This window comes from Ruoffia tabacinasalis, from assembly GCF_042652985.1.
GTDB classification, from domain to species: Bacteria; Bacillota; Bacilli; order Lactobacillales; family Aerococcaceae; genus Ruoffia; species Ruoffia tabacinasalis.
Genome location: NZ_JBHSHQ010000035.1, coordinates 44,533 through 64,979, shown reverse-complemented (window position 1 = coordinate 64,979; position 20,447 = coordinate 44,533). Strand labels below are relative to the sequence as shown.

The following is a 20,447-nucleotide window of genomic DNA, read 5'->3' as shown; positions in this document are numbered from 1 at the left end:
CAGTGTAAGGTTGGTTGCAAACGCATGCAAGTAAAAAGCTATTAGAATAGGGTCAATTGTTACAATCAAATGTACACGTAAGTGTTATGTTACAGACAAAATACAGTTCATTTAAATGGCTGAAATGTCATTGGCTTCCAGAATTGACTATGCTAAAGTAATTCATGTCAAAAAAATAAATTAAAAAAAGGTGAACTTATATATGAACTTTAAAAAGAAATTATGGCTTGGATCATCAATCTTAGCATTGATGTCACATGGCCCAATCGCAATGGCGATTGATTCAGATATTACATGGCAAGCTCGCCAGTTAGAAGAAGTGCTTGAAGAAATCGTTGTGACTGAAGAAAATGAATTATCTTATACAGTAAAATACGGAGATACATTGAGTGTTATTTCTGAAGCGATGAATATTGAATCACGTTATTTAGCAGAAATTAATAATATTGAAGATGTTGACTTAATCTTCCCTGAGACAGTTTTAACAGCTCAATATGATGCGAATGACCGCGCAAGCAACTTAACAGTTGATGCACCAAATGGAGATACTTTAGAAGTAAGTATTCCAGTCAACTTATCAGATATTCCAGAAGTAGAAGAAGTTGCTCCAGAAGCAATGCCTGAAGCTGAAACAGAAACAGAAGTTGTTGAAGAAGTTATTGTTCCTGAAGAAACAGTTTCAGAAACAGAAACGGAATCATCAGCAGGTGGTGCTGCAGCATCAAATACAATTATTGAAGAAGTTCCAGCATGGGTAGAAGAAGAGCCAGCGGTAGAAGCGCTAGTTGAAGAAGCACCCGTTGAAACAGAAGTTGTTGAAGAAGTTCCAGTTGTCGAAGCGGCCGCTTATACAGAAGCACCAGCGACAGAAGTTCCAGCTGAAACGGCACCTGTTTACGAAGAACCTGTTTACGGAGAAGTACCAGTAGAAGAAGCTCCAATTGAGGAAGCGCCTATCGAAGCGGCTCCAATTGAGGAAGTCCCGGTTGAGGCACCTGTTTATGAAGAGCCAACTTACGAAACTGATTTAACTGTTGACGAAAACAGTCAAGCTTGGGAACCAGTTGAAGAAGAAACACCAGTAGTTGACGAACCAGTATACGAAGAACCTGAAGAACCAGTCTATGAAGAGCCTGTTTACGAGGAGCCTGTTTATGAAGAACCAGCAACAGACCCGGCAGCTAACCCTGAAAACGCTGGCTTACAACCACATGTAGCAGCTTATAAAGAAGAAGTTGCAGCAATCTATGGTATTGATTCATTCAGCCTTTACCGTCCAGGTGACGCACAAGATCACGGTGCAGGATTAGCCGTTGACTTTATGGTACCTGTTGGATCTCAAGTGGGAGATGACATTGCTAATTACTCAATCAATAGTATGGCAGAAAATGATATCTCATACGTTATTTGGGAACAACAAATTTATGGAGATTGGAATCAACAATGGACAGCGATGGAAGACCGTGGAAGTATCACTGCCAACCATTATGACCATGTTCACGTTTCATTCAACCCAGCATACTAAGAATAAACTAAAGCTAGAGTGATATATTCACTTTAGCTTTTTTGTTGTCTAAAATCATTTAATTCACATTTTATTCTGTTTAAGCTAATATGATAACTACAAAGATGATTGAAGGAGAATTATATGAAGATAAATGAAAATCAATCAAAAGGGCAAATATTAAAGCAATTATTCTTATCAACCTTAATGTTAAGTGGCTTTACCTTTGGGGGTGGCTATGTCATTATCACTCTAATGAAAAAAACGTTTGTAGATGATTATGGCTGGATCGATGAAGATGAGATGTTAGATTTAGTCGCGATTGCACAATCAGCTCCAGGTGCGATTGCCGTGAATGGAGCCATCGTTGTTGGTTATAAATTAGCTGGGATGCTTGGAGTATTAACCGCTGTAATCGCAACGATCATTCCTCCATTCGCGATTATATCTCTCATTGCATTATTTTATGATGCTTTCCGGGAAAATACTTTCATCGCCTTAATGCTTGAAGGGATGCAAGCGGGTGTTGGTGCCGTAATCACAGCTGTGGTGATTGGAATGGGGCAACAAGTGACCAACACAAAAAGTCCACTCCTTATTGCAATGATGTTTATCGCCTTTATTGCTAATTATATTTTCAATGTCAATGTGATGTTAATTATTCTAATGGCAGCTAGTATTGGATTAATTCAATTTTTCTTTAACCGCAATAAAGGAGGTATGACTCAATGATTTATTGGCAATTATTTGTCAGCTTTTTAAAAGTGGGTGCTTTCAGTTTTGGAGGAGGATACGCGGCTTTACCTTTAATTCAAGCAGAAATTGTTGACTCACATCAATGGCTGACTTTACAAGAATTCACAGATTTAATTACCATTTCTCAGATGACGCCGGGACCTATTGCGATTAACTCAGCTACCTTTGTGGGAACTCAAATTGCGGGTGTCTTTGGGGCAGTTGCTGCGACACTTGGTTCAGTTTTTCCCTCAGTTATATTGGTGACAATTTTGGCTTTTCTATATATGAAATACCGTCAGATGGATGTTTTACAATATGTGCTTAGAGCACTTCGTCCCGCAGTCGTCGCTATGATTGCAACGGCAGGTGTTTCAATTTTAGTGACATCTTTTTGGGGAACTGAAGTGATAGGCATTGAGACGATTAAGATCACAGCGGTTATCATCTTCGGAATCTGTCTTTTCTTACTTATGAAATGGAAAGTAGATCCAGTGAAAGTCATGTTACTTGCAGGTGTATTAAATGGGATTGCGTCAGTTATCATTGGAGCATTTTAGGTGGCAAAGCCTAATTTTGCAAAAAAAGTAATTATTCTTTTCTATAGAGTGGTTATTCAAGAATATTTTGATACAATAATAAAGTAAGCATTTTCATTCGGAGAGGTTAATGAGTGAATGAAATATATCAGTTAAAGATGGAGGAGTAATGATGACAACGAAAGACAAAATTATCGCAATTGACTTAGGGGGTACATCAGCAAAATTAGCGATTGTATCAACAGAAGGAGAAATACTCCAAAAATGGTCTGAACATACAGTTATTTTGAATGGTGGAAAAGCAATTGTTCCGAATTTGATTGATTCAATTCAAGAGAGAATGGATTTATATCAATTAACAACCGAAGACTTTTTAGGCATTGGGATGGGAAGTCCAGGAACGGTTAACCACATCGATTTAACAGTCACGGGAGCGTATAATTTAAACTGGGTGGAGACTCAAAATGTCGGAGAACAATTTATCGAAGCCTTTAATTTACCATTCTACTTAGATAATGACGCTAATATTGCTGCTTTAGGTGAACAACGTCACGGATCAGGAGATAATGCTTCCGATGTTGTAATGGTGACTTTAGGAACCGGTGTCGGTGGCGGAATTATTGTTGATAGTAAAATCGTCCATGGAAGTTCAGGCGCAGCAGGTGAAATCGGCCACATGACGATTGATAAAGATAGTGGTATTGCGTGTACTTGTGGAAAAATCGGGTGTTTAGAAGCTTTAGCTTCAGCGACAGGATTGATGAATCTAACACGTGAGTACTCTGAAGAATATAGTGGAGACTCTGAGATTAAAAAACGTATCGATAATGGTGAAGAACTGAGTGCGAAAGATATCTTTGAAGTATCAGAACAACATGATGTATTTGCTAAACACGTGGTTGAACAGTTTGGTGAGTACCTCGGCTTAGGTTGTTCACATATCGTGAACATGTTAAACCCATCTAAAATCATTCTAGGTGGGGGCGTAGCACAAGCGGGAGAGTATCTACGTGAAATAGTTGCAAGACATTGCGATAACTATATCTTCCCAGCACTTAAAGGTAAGACTGAAATCGTTATTGCATCATTAGGTAATGATGCGGCGCTTTTAGGAGCAGCTGAGTTAGTGAATGATGGTAAATTAGTTGGATAAAATTGCATAACAAAAAATAAGCCCTGATTTCCTTGGAAGTCAGGGCTTATTTTTACAGAATATTGAAGATAAGTGCATTTAGATAGTGTTTAAACACTTTATACAGTGGTTATTTCTTACCAAAAAGCTTTTGCCACCAAGTCAAGCTCTTTTCAAACTCAATGTCTTCAACCAGTTTCAATTGTTGTTGTTGCTGTTGTAACTGTAACTGTTGAGATTGATTTAATAATTGCGTTAATTTATCAATTTGTTCATCTTTAGCTTTCAATTGATCGTGATAAACCTCTAATTGTTCTTGGTTTACTTCAATTTGATCGTCTAGATTATCAATCCACTCATATAGTAGATCCATCATTTCTTGACTTGTTTCTTTAGATAAAGAGTCTTGGTCTTCGTCTTCATCATCATCTTTCTCTGAGTCAGTTTCATTAGTTTCATCAGTTTGTTCGGTTTGTTCAGATGACTTAGTTTGAGCTGGCTGCTCAGACTGTTCAGATTCAACCGATTCAACAGTTTCTGTATCAGTTTCCACTTCCTCAGCAGCTTTTTTTTCGACATCTTCAGCCGTAGGCGGATTCATCAGGTCGTGTATAGCTTGAGTAATTAATAACTGTGCACGTTCAGTTAAGTAATTAGTGCCATTTTGTTGAAGAATGAGACTATCATCTAGCTTTCGACTTTGGTAGGATACTTTACTTTTAGGAACACCCAACTTATCTGCTAATTGTTTGACAGTGATTAATTCACTCATGATTTTCTCTCCTTAATGATATTCTTATATACTTAAGATTAAGCCATAAATCGTTTAAAGGCAATGGTAAAAAGTAAATTATTTGGTTAAAATGTTGAATAATTTAAGAATAAAAGTGTTTAAAGTGGTAAAACAGGATGTTTAATCATTATTCACTGTCACCACAGGGACTTTTCTGTCATTTTGATTAGAGTCTGCTATGATATGGATAATAATGATTTTGAAAGGTGGATAAACATGAGGATTTCAAAAGACAATGTTATTTATAGTATGGATAAAGAAAACCAAGCCGTTGGGACCGTTAAAAGCGGAGCTCAAGTGATATTTGAAACGAAAGATTGCTTTTCAGATACCATTAAAACAGAAGCAGATGTTATTAGTGAAATTGACTTTAATAAAGTAAACCCTGCTACGGGACCTTTATACATTGAAGGAGCACAGCCAGGGGATGTGCTAAAAGTAACAATTAATGCGATTAAATTGAATGATTACGGTGTCGTTGTTTCAGCACCTGGTTTAAATAAACTGTTCACCAAAGGAATTGAGGAAGAACAAACAGTCATTTGTCCTATTCACGAAGATAAAGGTACTTTTGAATTTCAAAGTGTTGAATTCCCACTAAATAAAATGATCGGTGTGATTGGAACAGCTAATGCTGATGAAGGCATTACAACAGGGACACCAGGACCTCATGGTGGGAATATGGATAATACGATGATTGCAGAAGGGTCAGTCGTGTATTTACCAGTTTATACAGAAGGAGCCTTACTTGCGATTGGTGATATGCATGCCTCAATGGGTGATGGTGAAGTCTGGGGTTGTGGCGTTGAAGCAGGTGGTGAAGCGCATGTCACTGTTGAAGTCATGAAGGATTACCCACATTCAGTTCCACTAGTTGAAACTGATGAAGCCTTTTACACATATGGCTATGGTAAAACTACTGATGAAGCCATTGTAATAGCAAATGACCATATGGTTGAATTCTTAATGAAAGAAGCGGGACTCACTTTTAACCAAGCTGGGATGTTAATGACGATTAAAGCAGACTTAGCTGCCTGTCAAACGGTTAATCCGGACGCATCTATGCGTGTTGGAATACTGAAGGAATTCGTAGAATTAGCTAAAGACTTTAAATAAAAGCAAACAAAAACGGTCTCTTGTTTGAAAAGGAGACCGTTTATTTTATTGAAACCAGAAGTTAGAAAAAGTGTCTTTAAAGGCTCTATACGCAAAGTTTCCGCTCACATAATGATATGAACGAATTAAGTTGCCTTTTGAATCGTACTCGCTAAACACGTTAGCTTTACCACTGTTAATAGCATAGTTCCCATTTGGTAAGGGATCAACGTTACTTACAATTGACGAATAAGGAACAGGGAATGATTGAATAAGTTCAAAGGTTCCTTCACTTTCATCGATTAAATATTTATACATATAAGAAAGATCATCAGGGTTAGGCTCGAAGTTGCGACTATTGTGCTCTTCAATGTGACCCATATAATCAGGACGTGTTAAATAACGCCAATAATTATTATTAAAGAATGTAACATAATATTCGCCATCACTTTGAATTGACGTTCTAGAAAGATTCAGTGAATGCTGGCCACCGTGAAGCGGGAATGTTCCTTTTTGTGATAATAGTAAATTGCTGTAGTCAGTTCCCATCCAAACAGGTTCTGGCCCAATTAAGTAATCAACTTTTGGTTCATCATAAAGATTGCTAACTTTAATAATCGTTGACGTCTCCCGAGAGCTTAACAGAACTGCGTCATCGTTGACTTTTTCAATCGAATTAATGTGGATCCAGTCTAAATCTGTGGCATCACCTGCTTGATTATATGAAGGTGTCGTTACTTGCATATAGTCACCTAACACATCTTTTAAATCCAATACTTCAGTAACCTGACCTGAATTCAAATCAAGCGATAAGATAATATCTTCTCGACGAATCGATTTTCTATCGTTTAAAGAGGCAAGTATCAGCATTTCATCCTCTTGTCCAATAATGAAATCATGATGCATGTTATAGCCAGGCATATCATAGTACTGTGTAATTTGACCCAAAGAATTCATGGCAATAAGTTGTGTACTCGTATTTGCCATAATAATATAATCCTCGTGGAATAATAAATTATCAAAGCGGTATGAATTTGTGTCAATTTCAGCTCTAAGAACGCCGTCATTATCAAAGAAATAGGTAAAGCCATTAAATTGTGAAGTGCCTACTAAATAGAATATTCCATCAGATAATTGTCTTGTGCTGTCCCCATCTTGAGTTGATAAGTAACTTGGATAGAAAGAAGATGTTTTAGGCATCTGAATGTTAAAAGATAATGTATCAATCACCTCGTTCGAATTATCCACCAATTCTAATTCGATATGATTATCAACACCGGGTACGAGGCCAATAATTTGCGATTCAAACAAGTCAGAATCCTCACTCACATTTTTTAAAGATCTTTGGAAGATATGGTTTTTCTCATTCCCTTCAGTTGTTATTGTATAATTAACGCCGATATCTTCATTATCATAACCAAAATTAATATACAGACCATTTGTGACTGTGCCGTATGGGTTTAAGATAAGGAGAGGGTCTTCAAATGAATAATTATGGATAGTTGCTAATTTTTGAACTGCAGAAGCATACTGATCCTGTATTTCCGGGTGTGTATGATTAAAATTTCGGGCGATAAATTCCGATTCAGGTAAGACAAAATCATAGACCGTAGATGTACTATCCTGATAAAGTCGAATATCAATATCCTCGAAACCATCATCACTTTCAGAGAAGATTGTGACAGGTGTCAAAACAAAAAGAAAAAAAGAAAAGAGTATTAGAATTCTTGTGAGGGAGTCACAAGAAAGAGTTTTAAAGCGCATGAAAACCTCCTGTTTAATTATGAATAGCAACAAATATCTTATTATCTCTATGTTATCATGTAAGAAAAATATTGAAAATAGGAAATGAAAACTTTTACTTAGAACAAAGAGATAGCATTAACGATTATTGATACGAAAGGTTATATACTTTTAAATTTGAGCTGGAGTATGGGATAATAAAGAAAAAGCGAAGGAGCCGTATAATATGACTAAAGAGGCATTAATAATTGTAGATATGAGTTATGATTTTGTTGCTGATGAAGGGACACTGACTGTAGGGAAGCCAGGTCAAGAAATTGTACCTTATATCAAGAACTTGGCGGATGATTTTTTAAGCGCTAACAAACATGTTGTGATTGCGATGGATGCTCATGAACCTAATGATCCGCATTTTGAATTGTGGCCAGTGCATAATGTGGTGAATACTCCTGGGCAGGAATTATATGGAGAGTTAAATGATTGGTTACAAGCGAATCGAGAATATAAGAATGTTCATTACTTCCCCAAACAAAATTATAATTCATTTTTTGAAACGGGATTAGCAGAAACTTTACGTAAGTTAGAGGTTGATACGGTCCATGTAGTAGGCGTTACTACTGATATTTGTGTTTTCCAAACAATCGGTGGAGCAGATGCCGAAGGCTTTAAAACAGTGACTCATCGTCGCGGTGTGGCAACATTCACCGAACTTGGTGAAGTGATGCTCGAACATATGACACGTTGCTTTCATACAGAGGTTATTGACTAAGGTAAGGAAAGGAGCCATAGAAAATGCTTGAACGAGAAAGAATGGGACATTTTTTACTGGAATTACGTCGAGATAAAGAAATGGCGACTACTGAAGTGGCAGAAGCAATTAATGTGAGTGAAGAAGAGCTAGTCAAATGGGAAGATGGCACTAAGTTACCTGAGATGGATCAAGTTCAACCATTGGCAGATTTCTATGGGGTCACAGTCAATGAATTATTACGTGGTGAGCGTTATTCACTCGATGAATCAGCACCTTCAGAACATGATGTTACTCAAAACGTCTTAGAGTATGCGAATAATAATATGAGTGAACAGTTTAAACACACTCGAAGGGAGTGGTTAATCGCGATTACCGGAGTCTTAGCATTTGTTATCGTGGCATGTTTAACCATTGATTTTCTTAGTGTTAACACGATTACTTGGTCAGGTATTGCATCGGTTTCAATAGTTTTTGCTTGGGGAATTATACTTCCTTTATTCTTCCGTTTAACCACCCCAATCATGTCTAGTTTAATCGCTTTTAGTGTGTTGATTATTCCATATTTATTCTTATTAAACTTAGTGATCAGTGCGAATAATATACTGGTGAATGTAGCTATTCCAATTACTCTCGTCTCTCTAATCTATCTTTGGGCGTTATACTTTATTTATAAAAGAATGCATCTATCTTCATGGCGTTTCTTAGCAGTTGCAGCCTTTGGTTTAGTACCGGTTGTGATTATAATTAATTTAGTCATCAGTATGCAGTTTAATATCCCATTATTTACCGTTTGGAATGTCTTAGGCGTGTTAATATTAATCGGTATAGGCGTTGGTTTAGTTTATTTTGAAAGAGAAAAATTAAAAAAAGAGTCTGGTGAATCAATCGAAGACTCCACATCTGAAAGCAAATAATTTAGATCTAAAAAAAGGTTGATGACAAATAATGAAATAGTCATCAACCCTATATTTGAGTCTACAAAAAGACGCAGATATTCATTATATTAAAAGTACCACCCAATAACATAAGGAGAATATCTACGCATGGATCATATTACACGAAAAACCTTTTAATTTAAAGCCTCAACTATACAAAGGTTACAGGGGACAAAGAAGAGCCTGCGAACATGATGTCCGCAGGCTCTTTTTCTAATGGTTATTTATATACAAGATTAACTACGTTTTCTACGGTAAAGTAGAAGTCCACCAACGGCTAGTAAACCGATAGCAACAACAGTAATAATCATTGTATTACTTTCACCAGTTGTTGGTAAGATGTCGTCATCTTGGTCTACAATGACGTTTCCATCGTCATCCGATTCATCATCTGACTCATCTGAACCATTTGATTCGTCGTCAGATTCATCATCGCTAGATTCGTCAGAACTTTCTGATCCGTCAGATTCGTCGCTAGATTCATCACTTGATTCGTCACTTGATTCGTCACTTGACTCATCAGAACTCTCAGAACCGCCACCACCATTTTCATCCGATTCGATCAATCTAAATGCACCGTATATTGCAGAACTACTACCTAGATTTTCGTCGTTTAATTCAATTGTATAAACGTCATCTTCATCAGTAGCGACTGCATATTGATTCGTCGTTTCATTAATTTCAGAGACAGTACCTTCCGGAGTGTCTAAAGTGATAACATAAACACCTTCAGGCAATTCATCATCAGTTAACCATTGTAAGTATTCATTATACGAACCAGTGAATACGTCACCATCATTATCGGTTACAGTCACTCCTACTTCATCAGTACGTCGATCGTCTAATCCACGCACTTCCACACCTAAAGTAAATGTATCAGGGTTTGGGAGTGGTGCATCGACAAGTCTGAACGCACCATATACTGCAGAACTACTACCTAAATTATCTTCGTTCAATTCAATTGTATAAACATCGTCATCATCAGTAGCGACTGCATATTGGTTTGTCGTGTTATTAATTTCAGAGACAGTGCCTTCTGGCGTGTCTAAAGTGATTGTATAAGTACCTTCAGGCAATTCATCATCAGTTAGCCATTGTAAGTACTCGTTATACTCACCTTCAAATACAACACCATCAGCATCCGTCACAGTAATTCCAGCTTCATCGGATCTAGTACCGTCTAATCCACGCACTTCCACACCTAATTGGTATGTTTCAGCTGGAGCTTCAACTAGATTAAATGCACCATATACTGCAGAACTACTACCTAAAATATCTTCGTTTAATTCAATTGTATAAACGTCATCTTCATCAGTAGCGACTGCATATTGGTTTGTCGTATCATTAATTTCAGAGACAGTACCTGCCGGCGTGTCTAAAGTGATTGTATAAGTACCTTCAGTTAATTTTTCACTCGTTAACCATTGTAAGTACTCGTTATACTCACCTTCAAATACAACACCATCAGCATCCGTCACAGTAATTCCTGCTTCATCGGATCTAGTACCGTCTAATCCACGCACTTCCACACCTAATTGGTATGTTTCAGCTGGAGCTTCAACTAGATTAAACGCCCCATAAATCGATGAGTTATTGCCTAAGTTCTCTTCGTTTAAAATGATATTATAAACATTGGTCTCATCAGCAGGAATTGCATATTGATTCGTAGTTTCATTAATAGTTGAAACAGTACCTTCTGGAGTATCTAAAGTGATTGAATACTGACCAGCAGGTAATTCTTCAGTGGTTAACCATTGTAAGTACTCGTTATACTCACCTTCAAATGTAACGCCATCAACATCAGCAACAGTAATTCCCACTTCATCAGTTCTAGTACCATCTAATCCACGCACTTCCACACCTAATTGATATGTCTCAGCCGGAGCTTCAACTAAATTAAAGGCAGCATAGATTGCTGAGCTATTACCTAAATTATCTTCACTTAAGAAAATTGAATAAACATTCGGCGTATTCGTCTCCATCGCATATTGATCAGTGCTTAAGTTAATTTCTGTAGAGAATCCCTCCGGTGGTGTCAATGTAATAAAATACTCACCTTCAGGTAATTCATCATTAGTTAACCATTGTAGATATTCGTTGTAAGTTCCATCATAGTACATTTCATTGGCATCCCAAACTGTAATTCCAACATCGCTTGTACGTCTTCCATCTAATCCACGCACTTCAGCGCCTAATCGGAATGTTTGTTCAACCGGAGCCGTTTCAATCAATTCAAATGCGCCATATACAGAAGTTAAGTTTCCTAAAGTTTCTTCATTCAATTCAATTGTATAAAGATTAGGTGTTTCTGTTGGAACAGCTGATTGATTTGTAGTTGTACTTATTTGACTCGTTGTTCCTTCTGGAGTTGTCAGTTCGATGTAATACAACCCTTCAGGTAATTCATTTGTTGTTAACCATTGTGCATATTCATTATATCCACCTTCGTATACCGTACTATTTTCATCATATACAGTAATTCCAACATCACTTGTACGAGTACCATCTAAACCACGGACTTCTGCTCCAACGCGGTAAGTTTCACTAACCGGTTCGTTAACGAGCTCGAATGCACCGTATACAGCGGATAAGCCACCTAAGTTTTCTTCATTTACATCGATTGAGTAAACATTTGGTGTCTCTGTAGCTACAGCAAATTGTGGAGCCGTGTTATTAATTTGACTCGTTGTTCCTTCAGGGGGCGTCAATTCAATATAATATTGACCTTCAGGTAAAGAACTACCTGTTAACCATTGAGAGTTCTCATTGTAACTACCATCATAAATATTACCTTCCTCATCGGTTAAACTAATACCAACCTGTTCAGTACGAGTGCCTTCTATATTGCGGACTTCAACGCCAACGGGATAAGTTGCTTCTTGCTGTTGTTGAACAGTCTCAGATTCAGGCGGAACACTTTCCGTTTGAGCTAGGGCTAAGGGGGTGACTTGAGTTGCGACCAAAAGACTTATGAGGGCCATAGAAATTGCATAACGTAAGCGTTTACTTTTCATAAAGAACTCCTCCTTTTTATAACTATATTATAACACTCATACAATTAAATATAAAACTTTGTAAAAAATCAGTCAATAAAACTACAATAAATCAATGAAAAATCATTAAATATTCAAAGATTAGAAAGTAAGAAAGTTTTGACAAATCCTTCGGAAGCACTTCAGTAGGACGGTAGCTGATATTCTGATACACTTATCACTGAGATTATTAAAAGGAGTGTAAGTAAAATGAACTTAATCACATTAAACAATAATAAGCAGATTCCAATTATCGGAAGTGGTACAAACACGTTTGGTAAAGTGAATAATGACTATTCAGCGGACATTAATTTTGATACAACTGAATTACAGTCAGCAATAACTAACGGATACAGACATTTCGATACGGCTATTTCTTATCGCAATGAAGCAGTTATTGGAAAAGCTATTGCAGAATCAAATGTTCCTCGGGAAGAATTTTTTATAACTTCAAAATTACCAGGTAAACCAGAGTACACGAAAGATGAAGCGACGATTGATGAAGCTGTGAAAAACTCTTTAGAAGCATTCCAAACAGATTATATTGATTTATATTTAATTCACCACCCCTGGGATAATGATGAAGAAATGGTTGCGACTTGGAAAGTGTTAGAGAAACATGCAAAAGCAGGTACTTTAAAATCAATTGGTGTATCAAACTTCTCTAAAGAACAATTACAATTAATATTAGATAATGCAACAATTAAACCGACAGTCAACCAAATTAAGTCTCATCCTGGAGAATGGAATCATGATGTGATTGAATTTGGTCGCGAACATGATATCTTTGCGGAAGCATGGTCACCTCTATCTGGTGTAAGTGATGCTGATCGTGAACGACTAAATGCTATCGGTGAAAAATACGGTAAATCTTGGGCACTAGTTGTCTTAAATTTCCAAATTGACCGCGAAGTGATTGTCATTCCAAAATCACACAACTTCGATCGTCAAAAATCCAACTTAGAAGTGTTTGATTTTGAATTAACTGAAGAAGAAAAACAAGAAATTTACAACCTATAATAGCAAGCCACTTCTTTTGAAAGAGGGAAGTGGTGTTTTTATATATATTTAAGGAGAGAAGAGATGTTATTTAAAGAAGATGCCACTCATTATGCAGAATTACTAAAAAACGGTGAAACAACAGCTACGGAATTGGTAGAACGAGCCATTCAAAATATTGAAGAGTGGAACGATACATTGAATGCCGTTGTACACAAGCAATATGAATTTGCACGGAGTATAGCTAATCGCTTTGATCACTACTTTGAACAGTTAGACGCCGGAAGCTATGGAGATTTACCCCCATTCTTCGGTGTCCCCATCCTATTAAAAGATCTAGGACAAAATCAAACAGGCCAAAAATCAACAAGCGGTGCCCGTTTAATGGATCAATTTGAAGCGACACAAACGGACAATTTTACCAAGAGTATTGAATCTGCTGGCTTTATTGTTGTAGGTCGGACGAATGTTCCAGAATTTGGTTTTAAAAATGTCAGTGATTCTGAGTGGACAGGTCGTGTAAATTCACCTTTAGATTTAAAGCGAAACCCTGGAGGATCTAGTGGTGGAGGGGCGGCAGCATTGAAAGCAGGAATTGTTCCCATCGTCACGGCGAGTGATGGAGGAGGCTCTATTCGAATTCCTGCATCTTTTAGTGGTTTAATCGGTTTAAAAACAAGTCGTGGGCGTATACCGGTTGGACCAAGCGATTACCGAAGCTGGCAAGGGGCGTCGGTGAATTTTGCATTGACTAAATCAGTTCGAGATACATGGACATTACTAAAATGGATGCAGACCGAACAGTTTGAAGCCCCTTTTATATTACCGCGAATACCGCATGAGTTACTAGTAGATTTAGAGCAACCACTTCGTATTGCATATTCAATGAATACACCAATCGGAGAACCAATGACAAAGGAAGCACAAAGTTTAATGCAAGAAACAATTCGTGTATTAGAATCATTAGGACATATATTGGTTGAAGCAGAGCCTGAAATCGATGGTGTTAAAGCAATGCAAACGTATTATAAAGTAAATGGTGTTGAAACTGCTTCGATGCTTAAAGGGTTTGAACAGGCATTAAACAGACCAATGACTCAAGATGATATGGAATTAATGAGTTGGGCGATTTACCAGTTAGGTTTAAATATTAGCGGGGTAGAGTATTCTGAAGTTTTATCTTATTGGGATGACATAACCGCTGTATCTGAAGCCTTCTTCAAGGATTATGATTTACTGTTAATGCCAGCAACAAACGGACCAGCACCTCTACATACAGCTTTTGCTAAAGGGGATAAACTGTTGAATGATTTAAGAAACATTGAACAGTACGATGTTCAACAACAGCAAAATCTAGTTTGGGAAATGTTTGCAGAAAGTTTAGCATGGACACCGTTTACTCAGCAAATGAATCTAACCGGTCAACCTGCAATTAGTTTACCAGTGCATAAACTAGATAATGGGTTACCGTTAGGTGCTCAATTTTCAACACGAAAAGGTGGAGAGTACTTACTACTTCAACTGTCTAAGCAATTAGAAGATGCTGGATACTTAGATACTTCAATTGCAGATGTTTTATAAAAAAAACTAGGACTGGTCATTCTAGACCGTCCTAGTTTTTGTGTTTAATTGACTTCGATGATAAGAGGTTCTTTTGTCACGTGGTTTAAAACTTCACAACCATCTTCAGTCACAACGACTAAGTCTTCAATTCGAACACCGAATTTACCAGGTAAATAAACACCAGGTTCAATTGAGAATACCTGTCCTACCTTAGTTAATTCATCATTGTATTGTGATACATCACCAGCTTCATGCGCTTCTTGACCGATGAAATGTCCTAAACGGTGTGTAAAGTATTCACCGTAACCAGCATCGTTAATCACTTTACGTGCTGCTAAATCTATACTACTTAACGGAACACCAGGTTTAACCGCAGCTATTCCCGCTAGATTTGCTTGGCGAACTATATCATATACTTCCATAGCTTCTTCACTTGGTTCACCATAGAATACTGTTCGAGTCATATCTGAAGCATAACCTTTATACATCCCGCCAATATCAAGAACGACTGGGTCTCCAACGTTTGGTAAGGAATCGTCGGTTGTGTGATGAGGATCGGCACCGTTTGGTCCGTAACCAACAATAGGCTCAAATGAAAATCCCGAATGACCGGATTCTTTATAGTATCGAGCTAATTCTTCAGCGTATTCAGCTTCTGTTTTACCAGTAGTTAAAGAGTCGATTAATTTTTCCATGACTTGATCATTTAACAGAGAAGCTTCACGCATGATATCAATTTCTTCATCTGATTTAATTGCTCGGATATCGCCTAAGATATAAGAAGCATTGACTGGTTGTAAGTCTTTCTTGATACCCATTAATTCAAGTAAGAAGTGACTTGGCCATACTTTATCGATACTCGTTACACCATCCGTTAAGATTTCAGCAATTTGTTCCATAATCGCTTCGCCATCTTGATAATAAATGACTGAATAATCATCATTTTCATCAGCACGTGGGAATAAGTTATTTAGCACTAAATAATGTTTACCTGCTGCAGTAGCTATGAAAGCTAATAACCGTTCACCTGGTTGTGTATAATAATCGATTAAATAGCGAATACTGTATGTGTCCGTAATAATCATGTTACTAATGTCATGATTATTCATTTCCGCTACAAGTTGTTTTAATTTTTCCAAAAAATCCCTCCACTTAAAGATTTAATTGCGTTACAATATATTATAGAGTATACAATGCGTTTTAAGTATATAAAAGAATCAACTCACCCCCAAAATATTTTAGGAGTACGTGTATGAAACTAACTATCGAAACGAAGCGGCGCATCATTCGCTTCACGACAGTCATTGGTGTTATTATTACAATTGTCGGTTCAATCTACATTAGCCAATCCGAATATTTCCAACCAGACGGTGGCTTTTCTGATTTTCTGAGTAGATTAGGCTTTATGGGGCCAATCATCTTTATTTTAGTTCAAATCAGTCAAATAATTTACCCGATTATTCCTTTAGGACTGACCAATGTTATTGGGGATTTACTTTTTGGGCATCTGTGGGGATTTCTGTTCAATACTATCGGAATGATTATTGGTTCGTCGATTAACTTTGTGATTGGCGCGCGTTTCGGTCACGCAGTGATACGGGCTTTTATTTCAGACGATGATTATATAAAGTATATGGGAATTATGAATCATGGCCATCGTTTTAAACGCCTCCTTCGGATTGGCTTTCTCGCGCCAATCTTCCCAGATGATATCTTTTGTATGATTGCTGGGGTGTCCAACATACGTTTTAAGCAGTTTATTGGTATGGTCATTGCGTATCGACCTGTATCAGTTTTCATTTATACGTATTTTACATCGAATTTTATCCAAGTTGTTTTTGAATATTTTAGTTAATAGAAGGTGAAGAATATTAAAAATATGATTATCAAACCAGTGAGATTTTACCAAAAATTTATCTCTCCCGGACTTCCGTCAAGTTGCCGTTATTACCCAACTTGCTCGAGTTATATGATTGAAGCCGTTGAAAAGCATGGTGCGGCGAAGGGAACGACGATGGGAGTGGCTCGAATTTGCCGATGCCATCCATTTGCAGAAGGTGGCATTGATCACGTTCCAGATCACTTTACATTGAAACGTCAGTATTTTAGAAAATACGGCGACCCACCACATCCAGAAGATTAACCTACTAGCAGTGATGCTCGTAGGTTTTTTAATTATTTTAAAATAAAAAAATGAAAACAGCTCTTTTTCTTGTATCTATATATGTAACTATTTATAGAAAGGGAGAAAATGATGTTACAGAAAAATTTAGAACTTCAGCAACAAGAAGAATGCTATTACCGTGAAGGCTTAACTCAAAAAGAATTCTATCAGTATCAAGTCAACAGGGATGGATTTAAGGGGGAAGCGGAAGTTTATCAATTATTACTTAAATATGGCAATGCGAACTGGATTTATCTCCATGATGTTTGGATAAATACTGGAGGCACAACACAACTTGATCTTGTAGTCTTAACTGGGAGTGGGGTTTATATTATCGATGCAAAGAATTATGCAACGGAATATGTCCATCAGAATCAACAAGCATTTGCGAATGGAAAATTATTAAGCAAAAGTATTTTTATTCAACTGGAACGCTCGATGGAGAAAGTTAATTTGCTGTTCAATAATTTAAGATATAGTGGCGAAATTCAGGGGAAGATTGTATTTGTAAACCCAGAAGGATTGATTCGCTTAGATGAGCCGGCCTCAGAAGTGGGGATGAACCGAGCAGAATTTATACATTGGATTAAAGGAATTGCCCGTGATGAACAAAATTTACCGCTAGCTAATATCTTGCCAATAGCTTTAAAAGAACGAATTCTGAATGAGTTTCAAATTGAAAATCCTTACCCACCTGTACCTAAATCGATGAAAGAGATCAACCAAATGAAACGAGGTATAAAATGTGCTAAATGTCACAGTTTTGATATAACGCTGACAATGTATAAAGTCATCTGTAATCAATGTGGCCATCATGAAGTCAAAAAGAAATCGGTCGTTCGTACTTTATGTGAATATGGACTGATTCGTTACCGAGAACCGCTCACTGTGAGTGAATGTGAAGTGTTTCTTGATGGCCAAGTGAGTAAAAAGTATATCGCACGCACATTAAGTAAGTATTTTGGGAAAATGAATAGCGGAAGATACGCAGCCTATGCCAATAAAAATAGTTCTTTTGACTATGCCTTCGAAAATGTTGAGTTTCCGTTTAAAAATTCAAAAGCAAAGTAATTTTAATAGTGGGAAATCGGCTAACGGGACGAGTCATTGTACGACCCGTCCCGTTAGCTGTTTAATTTCCCTTGTCATAAGATGACCCGTCCTGTTACCCGTCCAATTTCCCTTGTCATAAGATGACCCGTCCTGTTACCCGTCCAATTTCCCTTGTCACTACATGACCCGTCCCGTTAACCGTTTAATTTCCCCTGTCATCACATGACGTGTCCCGTTAACCGTCTAATTTCCCTTGTCACTACATGACCCGTCCCGATAACCCAACTACTCCCACCAATCCACCACAACCCCCACATCTTCCCCATCTCAGAAAATCATTTCAAATTTTCTGCTTCAAAATATTAAGTATGAAAGATTGATATGCTATAATATCAGAGAGTGATTAGAAAGAAGGTGACAAGGTGTTAGATTTTATGAATCAGTTTATGACGAATCAGCCGATAATTCGAATACTTGATATTTTATTAGTCTGGTATTTAATTTATCGCTTATTAATGTATGCTCGTGGAACTCAGATGATGAATCTTTTAAAAGGGGTAGGGATCTTCCTTATTGCCAAAAGTGTGAGTTCACTTGCAGGACTTCAGACAGTGGATTGGCTATTAGGTCAGGTACTATCTTGGGGTGTTGTGGCGATGATTATTCTATTCCAACCGGAATTGAGGCGCGCTCTTGAGATATTAGGTCGAGACTTATTTAAAAATCGTAAGAGTAGGAATAATCCAAGTGAAAAATTAATAAATGATATCGAAAAATCAGTTCAGTACATGTCTAAAAGGAAAATTGGTGCCTTGATTTCAATTGAAGGTCAAGACGGCTTGGGAGATTATATTTCAACCGGGATACCACTTGACGCAGAAATAACAAATCAATTGTTAATTAACATATTCATTCCAAATACACCTTTACATGACGGAGCAGTGATTATTAGAGATTATCAAATCGCAGCCGCTTCATGTTATCTACCTCTATCAGACAGTACATTAATACCGAAAGAGTTAGGAACAAGGCATCGTGCTGCCATTGGTTTAAGTGAAGTTTCTGATGCAGTAACAGTTATCGTATCAGAAGAAACTGGAGATATTAGTGTAGTTAAAGGTGATAAGATGAACCGCGCACTTGACCGAAACGAATTTAGAAACATACTTGAAGAATACTTGTTTGTAGATGAAGATGATTCGAAAGATATATTCCAAGTCATTCGCGACTTTCTTAATGACAGTTTACAAAGAGGTGATAAATAATGAATAGAGGACTATTTGAGAATAAATGGGCCGTAAGACTCATCTCTCTGCTTTTTGCCATTTTCTTGTACATTTTTGTCGCATCAGAAAATAATGCGTTCGTCTTTCAAAGTGCAGCAAACCAGCAGTTTGCCAGTATCAACGTAACAGAAACTATAGATAATGTTCCAGTTACTGTTGGAGAAATTCCAGAAAATACATTTATTAGTGGCTTACCAGAATCGGTTCAAGTACGATTAACAGGACCGCGTAATGTAATAAACCAAGTATTAGAAAAAGAAATTACTGTCCAAACGGAAGATTTAACAGATATCCCGTCTGGAACGCAACAAATCCAGTTTATCGTTTCTGATTTACCGGATACAGTCGATTACCAAGTTACACCATCGAGAAGATATGTTAAAATATCACAGTTAGAAGAAATTACGGCTGAAATTGAATATGAAATAGATCCGAACGCCATTCAAGACGGTTTTAATGTGGAAAGTGTTTCATTAAATCCTCAAGAAGTACAATTAACTGGTGACGTTGAAACCATTCAACAAATTGACCGAGTTTATATTACGATTGCCAATCCACAACCAGCCAATAGTAGCTTCAGTGGATCATATGTTTTACAAATCGTGAATGCCAACGGTGAAGTATTAGATGTGAATTCAAATGTCACGGAAATCGAAGCACAAGTTGAAGTAGTACAACCTCAAAGTGAAGTAGGTATGCATATCATCCCTTTTGGGGAAGACCAAGCGATGTATACGTATGAATATACGATTACTACGCCTCAGAGCTTGGTAATTCAAGGGAGTCAACCGAATGTTGACACAATTGGCGTAGTTGCTGATGTCAGTGGTTTAACAGAATCAACAACCATCACGGGTGAATTACAAGTGCCAGAAGGTATGACTGTGATAAATGGTGGCGATGTTCAAATCGAAGTAAGCATCACACCAATCGCTTCAAGTGAGAACGAGGAGCAAAGCTCTGAAGAAACCAATGAGACAAGCGAAGATAATGAAGAAAACAACGGACCCGAATCTGAATCTGGAACTGAAATGGAAGATGAAGAAAACGCGACTGAAAGCAACGAGTCAGCCGTTGTAGAATCGCAAAATGTCGAGGACGAATCAGGAAATAACTAATAGGA

The 20,447-nt window shown here is 37.4% G+C and carries 18 protein-coding genes; 14 read left to right on the top strand and 4 right to left on the bottom strand.

Annotated features, from left to right (window positions below):
- The first annotated feature begins 202 nt into the window (after nucleotides 1-202).
- The 4 genes from ACFO5Y_RS05960 (at nucleotide 203) to ACFO5Y_RS05945 (ending at nucleotide 3,931) form a co-directional block, all read left to right on the top strand.
- Nucleotides 203-1,525, top strand: a complete 1,323-nt coding sequence (locus ACFO5Y_RS05960) for a LysM peptidoglycan-binding domain-containing protein (RefSeq protein WP_197103907.1) — start codon at nucleotides 203-205, stop codon at nucleotides 1,523-1,525.
- Between the two features lie 123 nt (nucleotides 1,526-1,648).
- On the top strand, nucleotides 1,649-2,236 hold the full coding sequence (locus tag ACFO5Y_RS05955) for a chromate transporter (protein ID WP_197103906.1): 588 nt from the start codon (nucleotides 1,649-1,651) through the stop codon (nucleotides 2,234-2,236).
- Nucleotides 2,233-2,799 carry a chromate transporter gene (locus ACFO5Y_RS05950; protein ID WP_197103905.1) on the top strand — a complete coding sequence of 189 codons (567 nt, stop codon included), beginning with the start codon at nucleotides 2,233-2,235 and terminating at the stop codon, nucleotides 2,797-2,799. The genes ACFO5Y_RS05955 and ACFO5Y_RS05950 overlap by 4 nt, the downstream gene beginning before the upstream one ends.
- Before the next feature lie 151 nt (nucleotides 2,800-2,950).
- The gene (locus ACFO5Y_RS05945) at nucleotides 2,951-3,931 is read left to right on the top strand and encodes an ROK family glucokinase (RefSeq protein WP_380706376.1); all 981 of its coding nucleotides are present in this window, start codon (nucleotides 2,951-2,953) and stop codon (nucleotides 3,929-3,931) included.
- Nucleotides 3,932-4,040: 109 nt separating this feature from the next.
- Here ACFO5Y_RS05945 and ACFO5Y_RS05940 read toward each other — a convergent pair whose 3' ends face one another.
- The gene (locus tag ACFO5Y_RS05940) at nucleotides 4,041-4,682 is read right to left on the bottom strand and encodes a hypothetical protein (RefSeq protein ID WP_197103903.1); all 642 of its coding nucleotides are present in this window, start codon (nucleotides 4,680-4,682) and stop codon (nucleotides 4,041-4,043) included.
- Nucleotides 4,683-4,919: 237 nt separating this feature from the next.
- On the opposite strand from ACFO5Y_RS05940, the gene ACFO5Y_RS05935 reads away from it, so the two are divergent.
- Nucleotides 4,920-5,819, top strand: a complete 900-nt coding sequence (locus ACFO5Y_RS05935; protein ID WP_197103902.1) for an acetamidase/formamidase family protein — start codon at nucleotides 4,920-4,922, stop codon at nucleotides 5,817-5,819.
- A 45-nt stretch (nucleotides 5,820-5,864) separates the two neighbouring features.
- Here the strand turns inward: ACFO5Y_RS05935 and ACFO5Y_RS05930 are convergent, their stop codons facing one another.
- The gene (locus ACFO5Y_RS05930) at nucleotides 5,865-7,562 is read right to left on the bottom strand and encodes an aryl-sulfate sulfotransferase (protein ID WP_197103901.1); all 1,698 of its coding nucleotides are present in this window, start codon (nucleotides 7,560-7,562) and stop codon (nucleotides 5,865-5,867) included.
- Between the two features lie 205 nt (nucleotides 7,563-7,767).
- Between ACFO5Y_RS05930 and ACFO5Y_RS05925 the strand changes: the two genes are divergently transcribed.
- On the top strand, nucleotides 7,768-8,310 hold the full coding sequence (locus ACFO5Y_RS05925; protein ID WP_197103900.1) for a cysteine hydrolase family protein: 543 nt from the start codon (nucleotides 7,768-7,770) through the stop codon (nucleotides 8,308-8,310).
- Between the two features lie 23 nt (nucleotides 8,311-8,333).
- Nucleotides 8,334-9,206 (top strand): helix-turn-helix domain-containing protein, encoded by an 873-nt coding sequence (locus ACFO5Y_RS05920; protein ID WP_197103899.1) that lies wholly within the window; start codon nucleotides 8,334-8,336, stop codon nucleotides 9,204-9,206.
- Nucleotides 9,207-9,463: 257 nt separating this feature from the next.
- Here the strand turns inward: ACFO5Y_RS05920 and ACFO5Y_RS05915 are convergent, their stop codons facing one another.
- Nucleotides 9,464-12,241: an LPXTG cell wall anchor domain-containing protein gene (locus tag ACFO5Y_RS05915; protein WP_197103898.1), complete on the bottom strand. Its 2,778-nt coding sequence runs from the start codon at nucleotides 12,239-12,241 to the stop codon at nucleotides 9,464-9,466.
- A 228-nt stretch (nucleotides 12,242-12,469) separates the two neighbouring features.
- Between ACFO5Y_RS05915 and ACFO5Y_RS05910 the strand changes: the two genes are divergently transcribed.
- A complete protein-coding gene (locus ACFO5Y_RS05910; protein ID WP_197103897.1) occupies nucleotides 12,470-13,279 on the top strand; it encodes an aldo/keto reductase family protein in 810 nt (269 codons plus the stop codon).
- 63 nt (nucleotides 13,280-13,342) lie between these two features.
- A complete protein-coding gene (locus ACFO5Y_RS05905; RefSeq protein WP_197103896.1) occupies nucleotides 13,343-14,839 on the top strand; it encodes an amidase in 1,497 nt (498 codons plus the stop codon).
- Nucleotides 14,840-14,883: 44 nt separating this feature from the next.
- Here the strand turns inward: ACFO5Y_RS05905 and ACFO5Y_RS05900 are convergent, their stop codons facing one another.
- Nucleotides 14,884-15,960, bottom strand: coding sequence for a M24 family metallopeptidase (locus ACFO5Y_RS05900; protein WP_197103895.1), 1,077 nt, complete (start codon nucleotides 15,958-15,960; stop codon nucleotides 14,884-14,886).
- 113 nt (nucleotides 15,961-16,073) lie between these two features.
- Here ACFO5Y_RS05900 and ACFO5Y_RS05895 point away from each other — a divergent pair, with 113 nt between their 5' ends.
- From ACFO5Y_RS05895 to ACFO5Y_RS05875, 5 genes are all read left to right on the top strand, one after another.
- A complete protein-coding gene (locus ACFO5Y_RS05895) occupies nucleotides 16,074-16,676 on the top strand; it encodes a TVP38/TMEM64 family protein (protein ID WP_197103894.1) in 603 nt (200 codons plus the stop codon).
- 24 nt (nucleotides 16,677-16,700) lie between these two features.
- Entirely contained in the window at nucleotides 16,701-16,964 is a 264-nt protein-coding gene (gene yidD, locus ACFO5Y_RS05890; protein ID WP_231606834.1) for a membrane protein insertion efficiency factor YidD, read from the top strand.
- 111 nt (nucleotides 16,965-17,075) lie between these two features.
- Nucleotides 17,076-18,056: a nuclease-related domain-containing protein gene (locus tag ACFO5Y_RS05885; RefSeq protein WP_197103893.1), complete on the top strand. Its 981-nt coding sequence runs from the start codon at nucleotides 17,076-17,078 to the stop codon at nucleotides 18,054-18,056.
- Between the two features lie 416 nt (nucleotides 18,057-18,472).
- Entirely contained in the window at nucleotides 18,473-19,303 is an 831-nt protein-coding gene (gene cdaA / locus ACFO5Y_RS05880) for a diadenylate cyclase CdaA (RefSeq protein WP_197103963.1), read from the top strand.
- The gene (locus tag ACFO5Y_RS05875) at nucleotides 19,303-20,442 is read left to right on the top strand and encodes a CdaR family protein (protein WP_197103892.1); all 1,140 of its coding nucleotides are present in this window, start codon (nucleotides 19,303-19,305) and stop codon (nucleotides 20,440-20,442) included. The genes cdaA and ACFO5Y_RS05875 overlap by 1 nt, the downstream gene beginning before the upstream one ends.
- Nucleotides 20,443-20,447: the final 5 nt, after the last annotated feature.

Bases quoted from the DNA above. Each gene is read 5' to 3' on its own strand.
- ACFO5Y_RS05960 (WP_197103907.1), top strand. From the start codon at position 203: ATGAACTTTAAAAAGAAATTATGGCTTGGATCATCAATCTTAGCATTG.
- ACFO5Y_RS05955 (WP_197103906.1), top strand. From the start codon at position 1,649: ATGAAGATAAATGAAAATCAATCAAAAGGGCAAATATTAAAGCAATTA.
- ACFO5Y_RS05950 (WP_197103905.1), top strand. From the start codon at position 2,233: ATGATTTATTGGCAATTATTTGTCAGCTTTTTAAAAGTGGGTGCTTTC.
- ACFO5Y_RS05945 (WP_380706376.1), top strand. From the start codon at position 2,951: ATGACAACGAAAGACAAAATTATCGCAATTGACTTAGGGGGTACATCA.
- ACFO5Y_RS05940 (WP_197103903.1), bottom strand. From the start codon at position 4,682: ATGAGTGAATTAATCACTGTCAAACAATTAGCAGATAAGTTGGGTGTT.
- ACFO5Y_RS05935 (WP_197103902.1), top strand. From the start codon at position 4,920: ATGAGGATTTCAAAAGACAATGTTATTTATAGTATGGATAAAGAAAAC.
- ACFO5Y_RS05930 (WP_197103901.1), bottom strand. From the start codon at position 7,562: ATGCGCTTTAAAACTCTTTCTTGTGACTCCCTCACAAGAATTCTAATA.
- ACFO5Y_RS05925 (WP_197103900.1), top strand. From the start codon at position 7,768: ATGACTAAAGAGGCATTAATAATTGTAGATATGAGTTATGATTTTGTT.
- ACFO5Y_RS05920 (WP_197103899.1), top strand. From the start codon at position 8,334: ATGCTTGAACGAGAAAGAATGGGACATTTTTTACTGGAATTACGTCGA.
- ACFO5Y_RS05915 (WP_197103898.1), bottom strand. From the start codon at position 12,241: ATGAAAAGTAAACGCTTACGTTATGCAATTTCTATGGCCCTCATAAGT.
- ACFO5Y_RS05910 (WP_197103897.1), top strand. From the start codon at position 12,470: ATGAACTTAATCACATTAAACAATAATAAGCAGATTCCAATTATCGGA.
- ACFO5Y_RS05905 (WP_197103896.1), top strand. From the start codon at position 13,343: ATGTTATTTAAAGAAGATGCCACTCATTATGCAGAATTACTAAAAAAC.
- ACFO5Y_RS05895 (WP_197103894.1), top strand. From the start codon at position 16,074: ATGAAACTAACTATCGAAACGAAGCGGCGCATCATTCGCTTCACGACA.
- yidD (WP_231606834.1), top strand. From the start codon at position 16,701: ATGATTATCAAACCAGTGAGATTTTACCAAAAATTTATCTCTCCCGGA.
- ACFO5Y_RS05885 (WP_197103893.1), top strand. From the start codon at position 17,076: ATGTTACAGAAAAATTTAGAACTTCAGCAACAAGAAGAATGCTATTAC.
- cdaA (WP_197103963.1), top strand. From the start codon at position 18,473: ATGAATCAGTTTATGACGAATCAGCCGATAATTCGAATACTTGATATT.
- ACFO5Y_RS05875 (WP_197103892.1), top strand. From the start codon at position 19,303: ATGAATAGAGGACTATTTGAGAATAAATGGGCCGTAAGACTCATCTCT.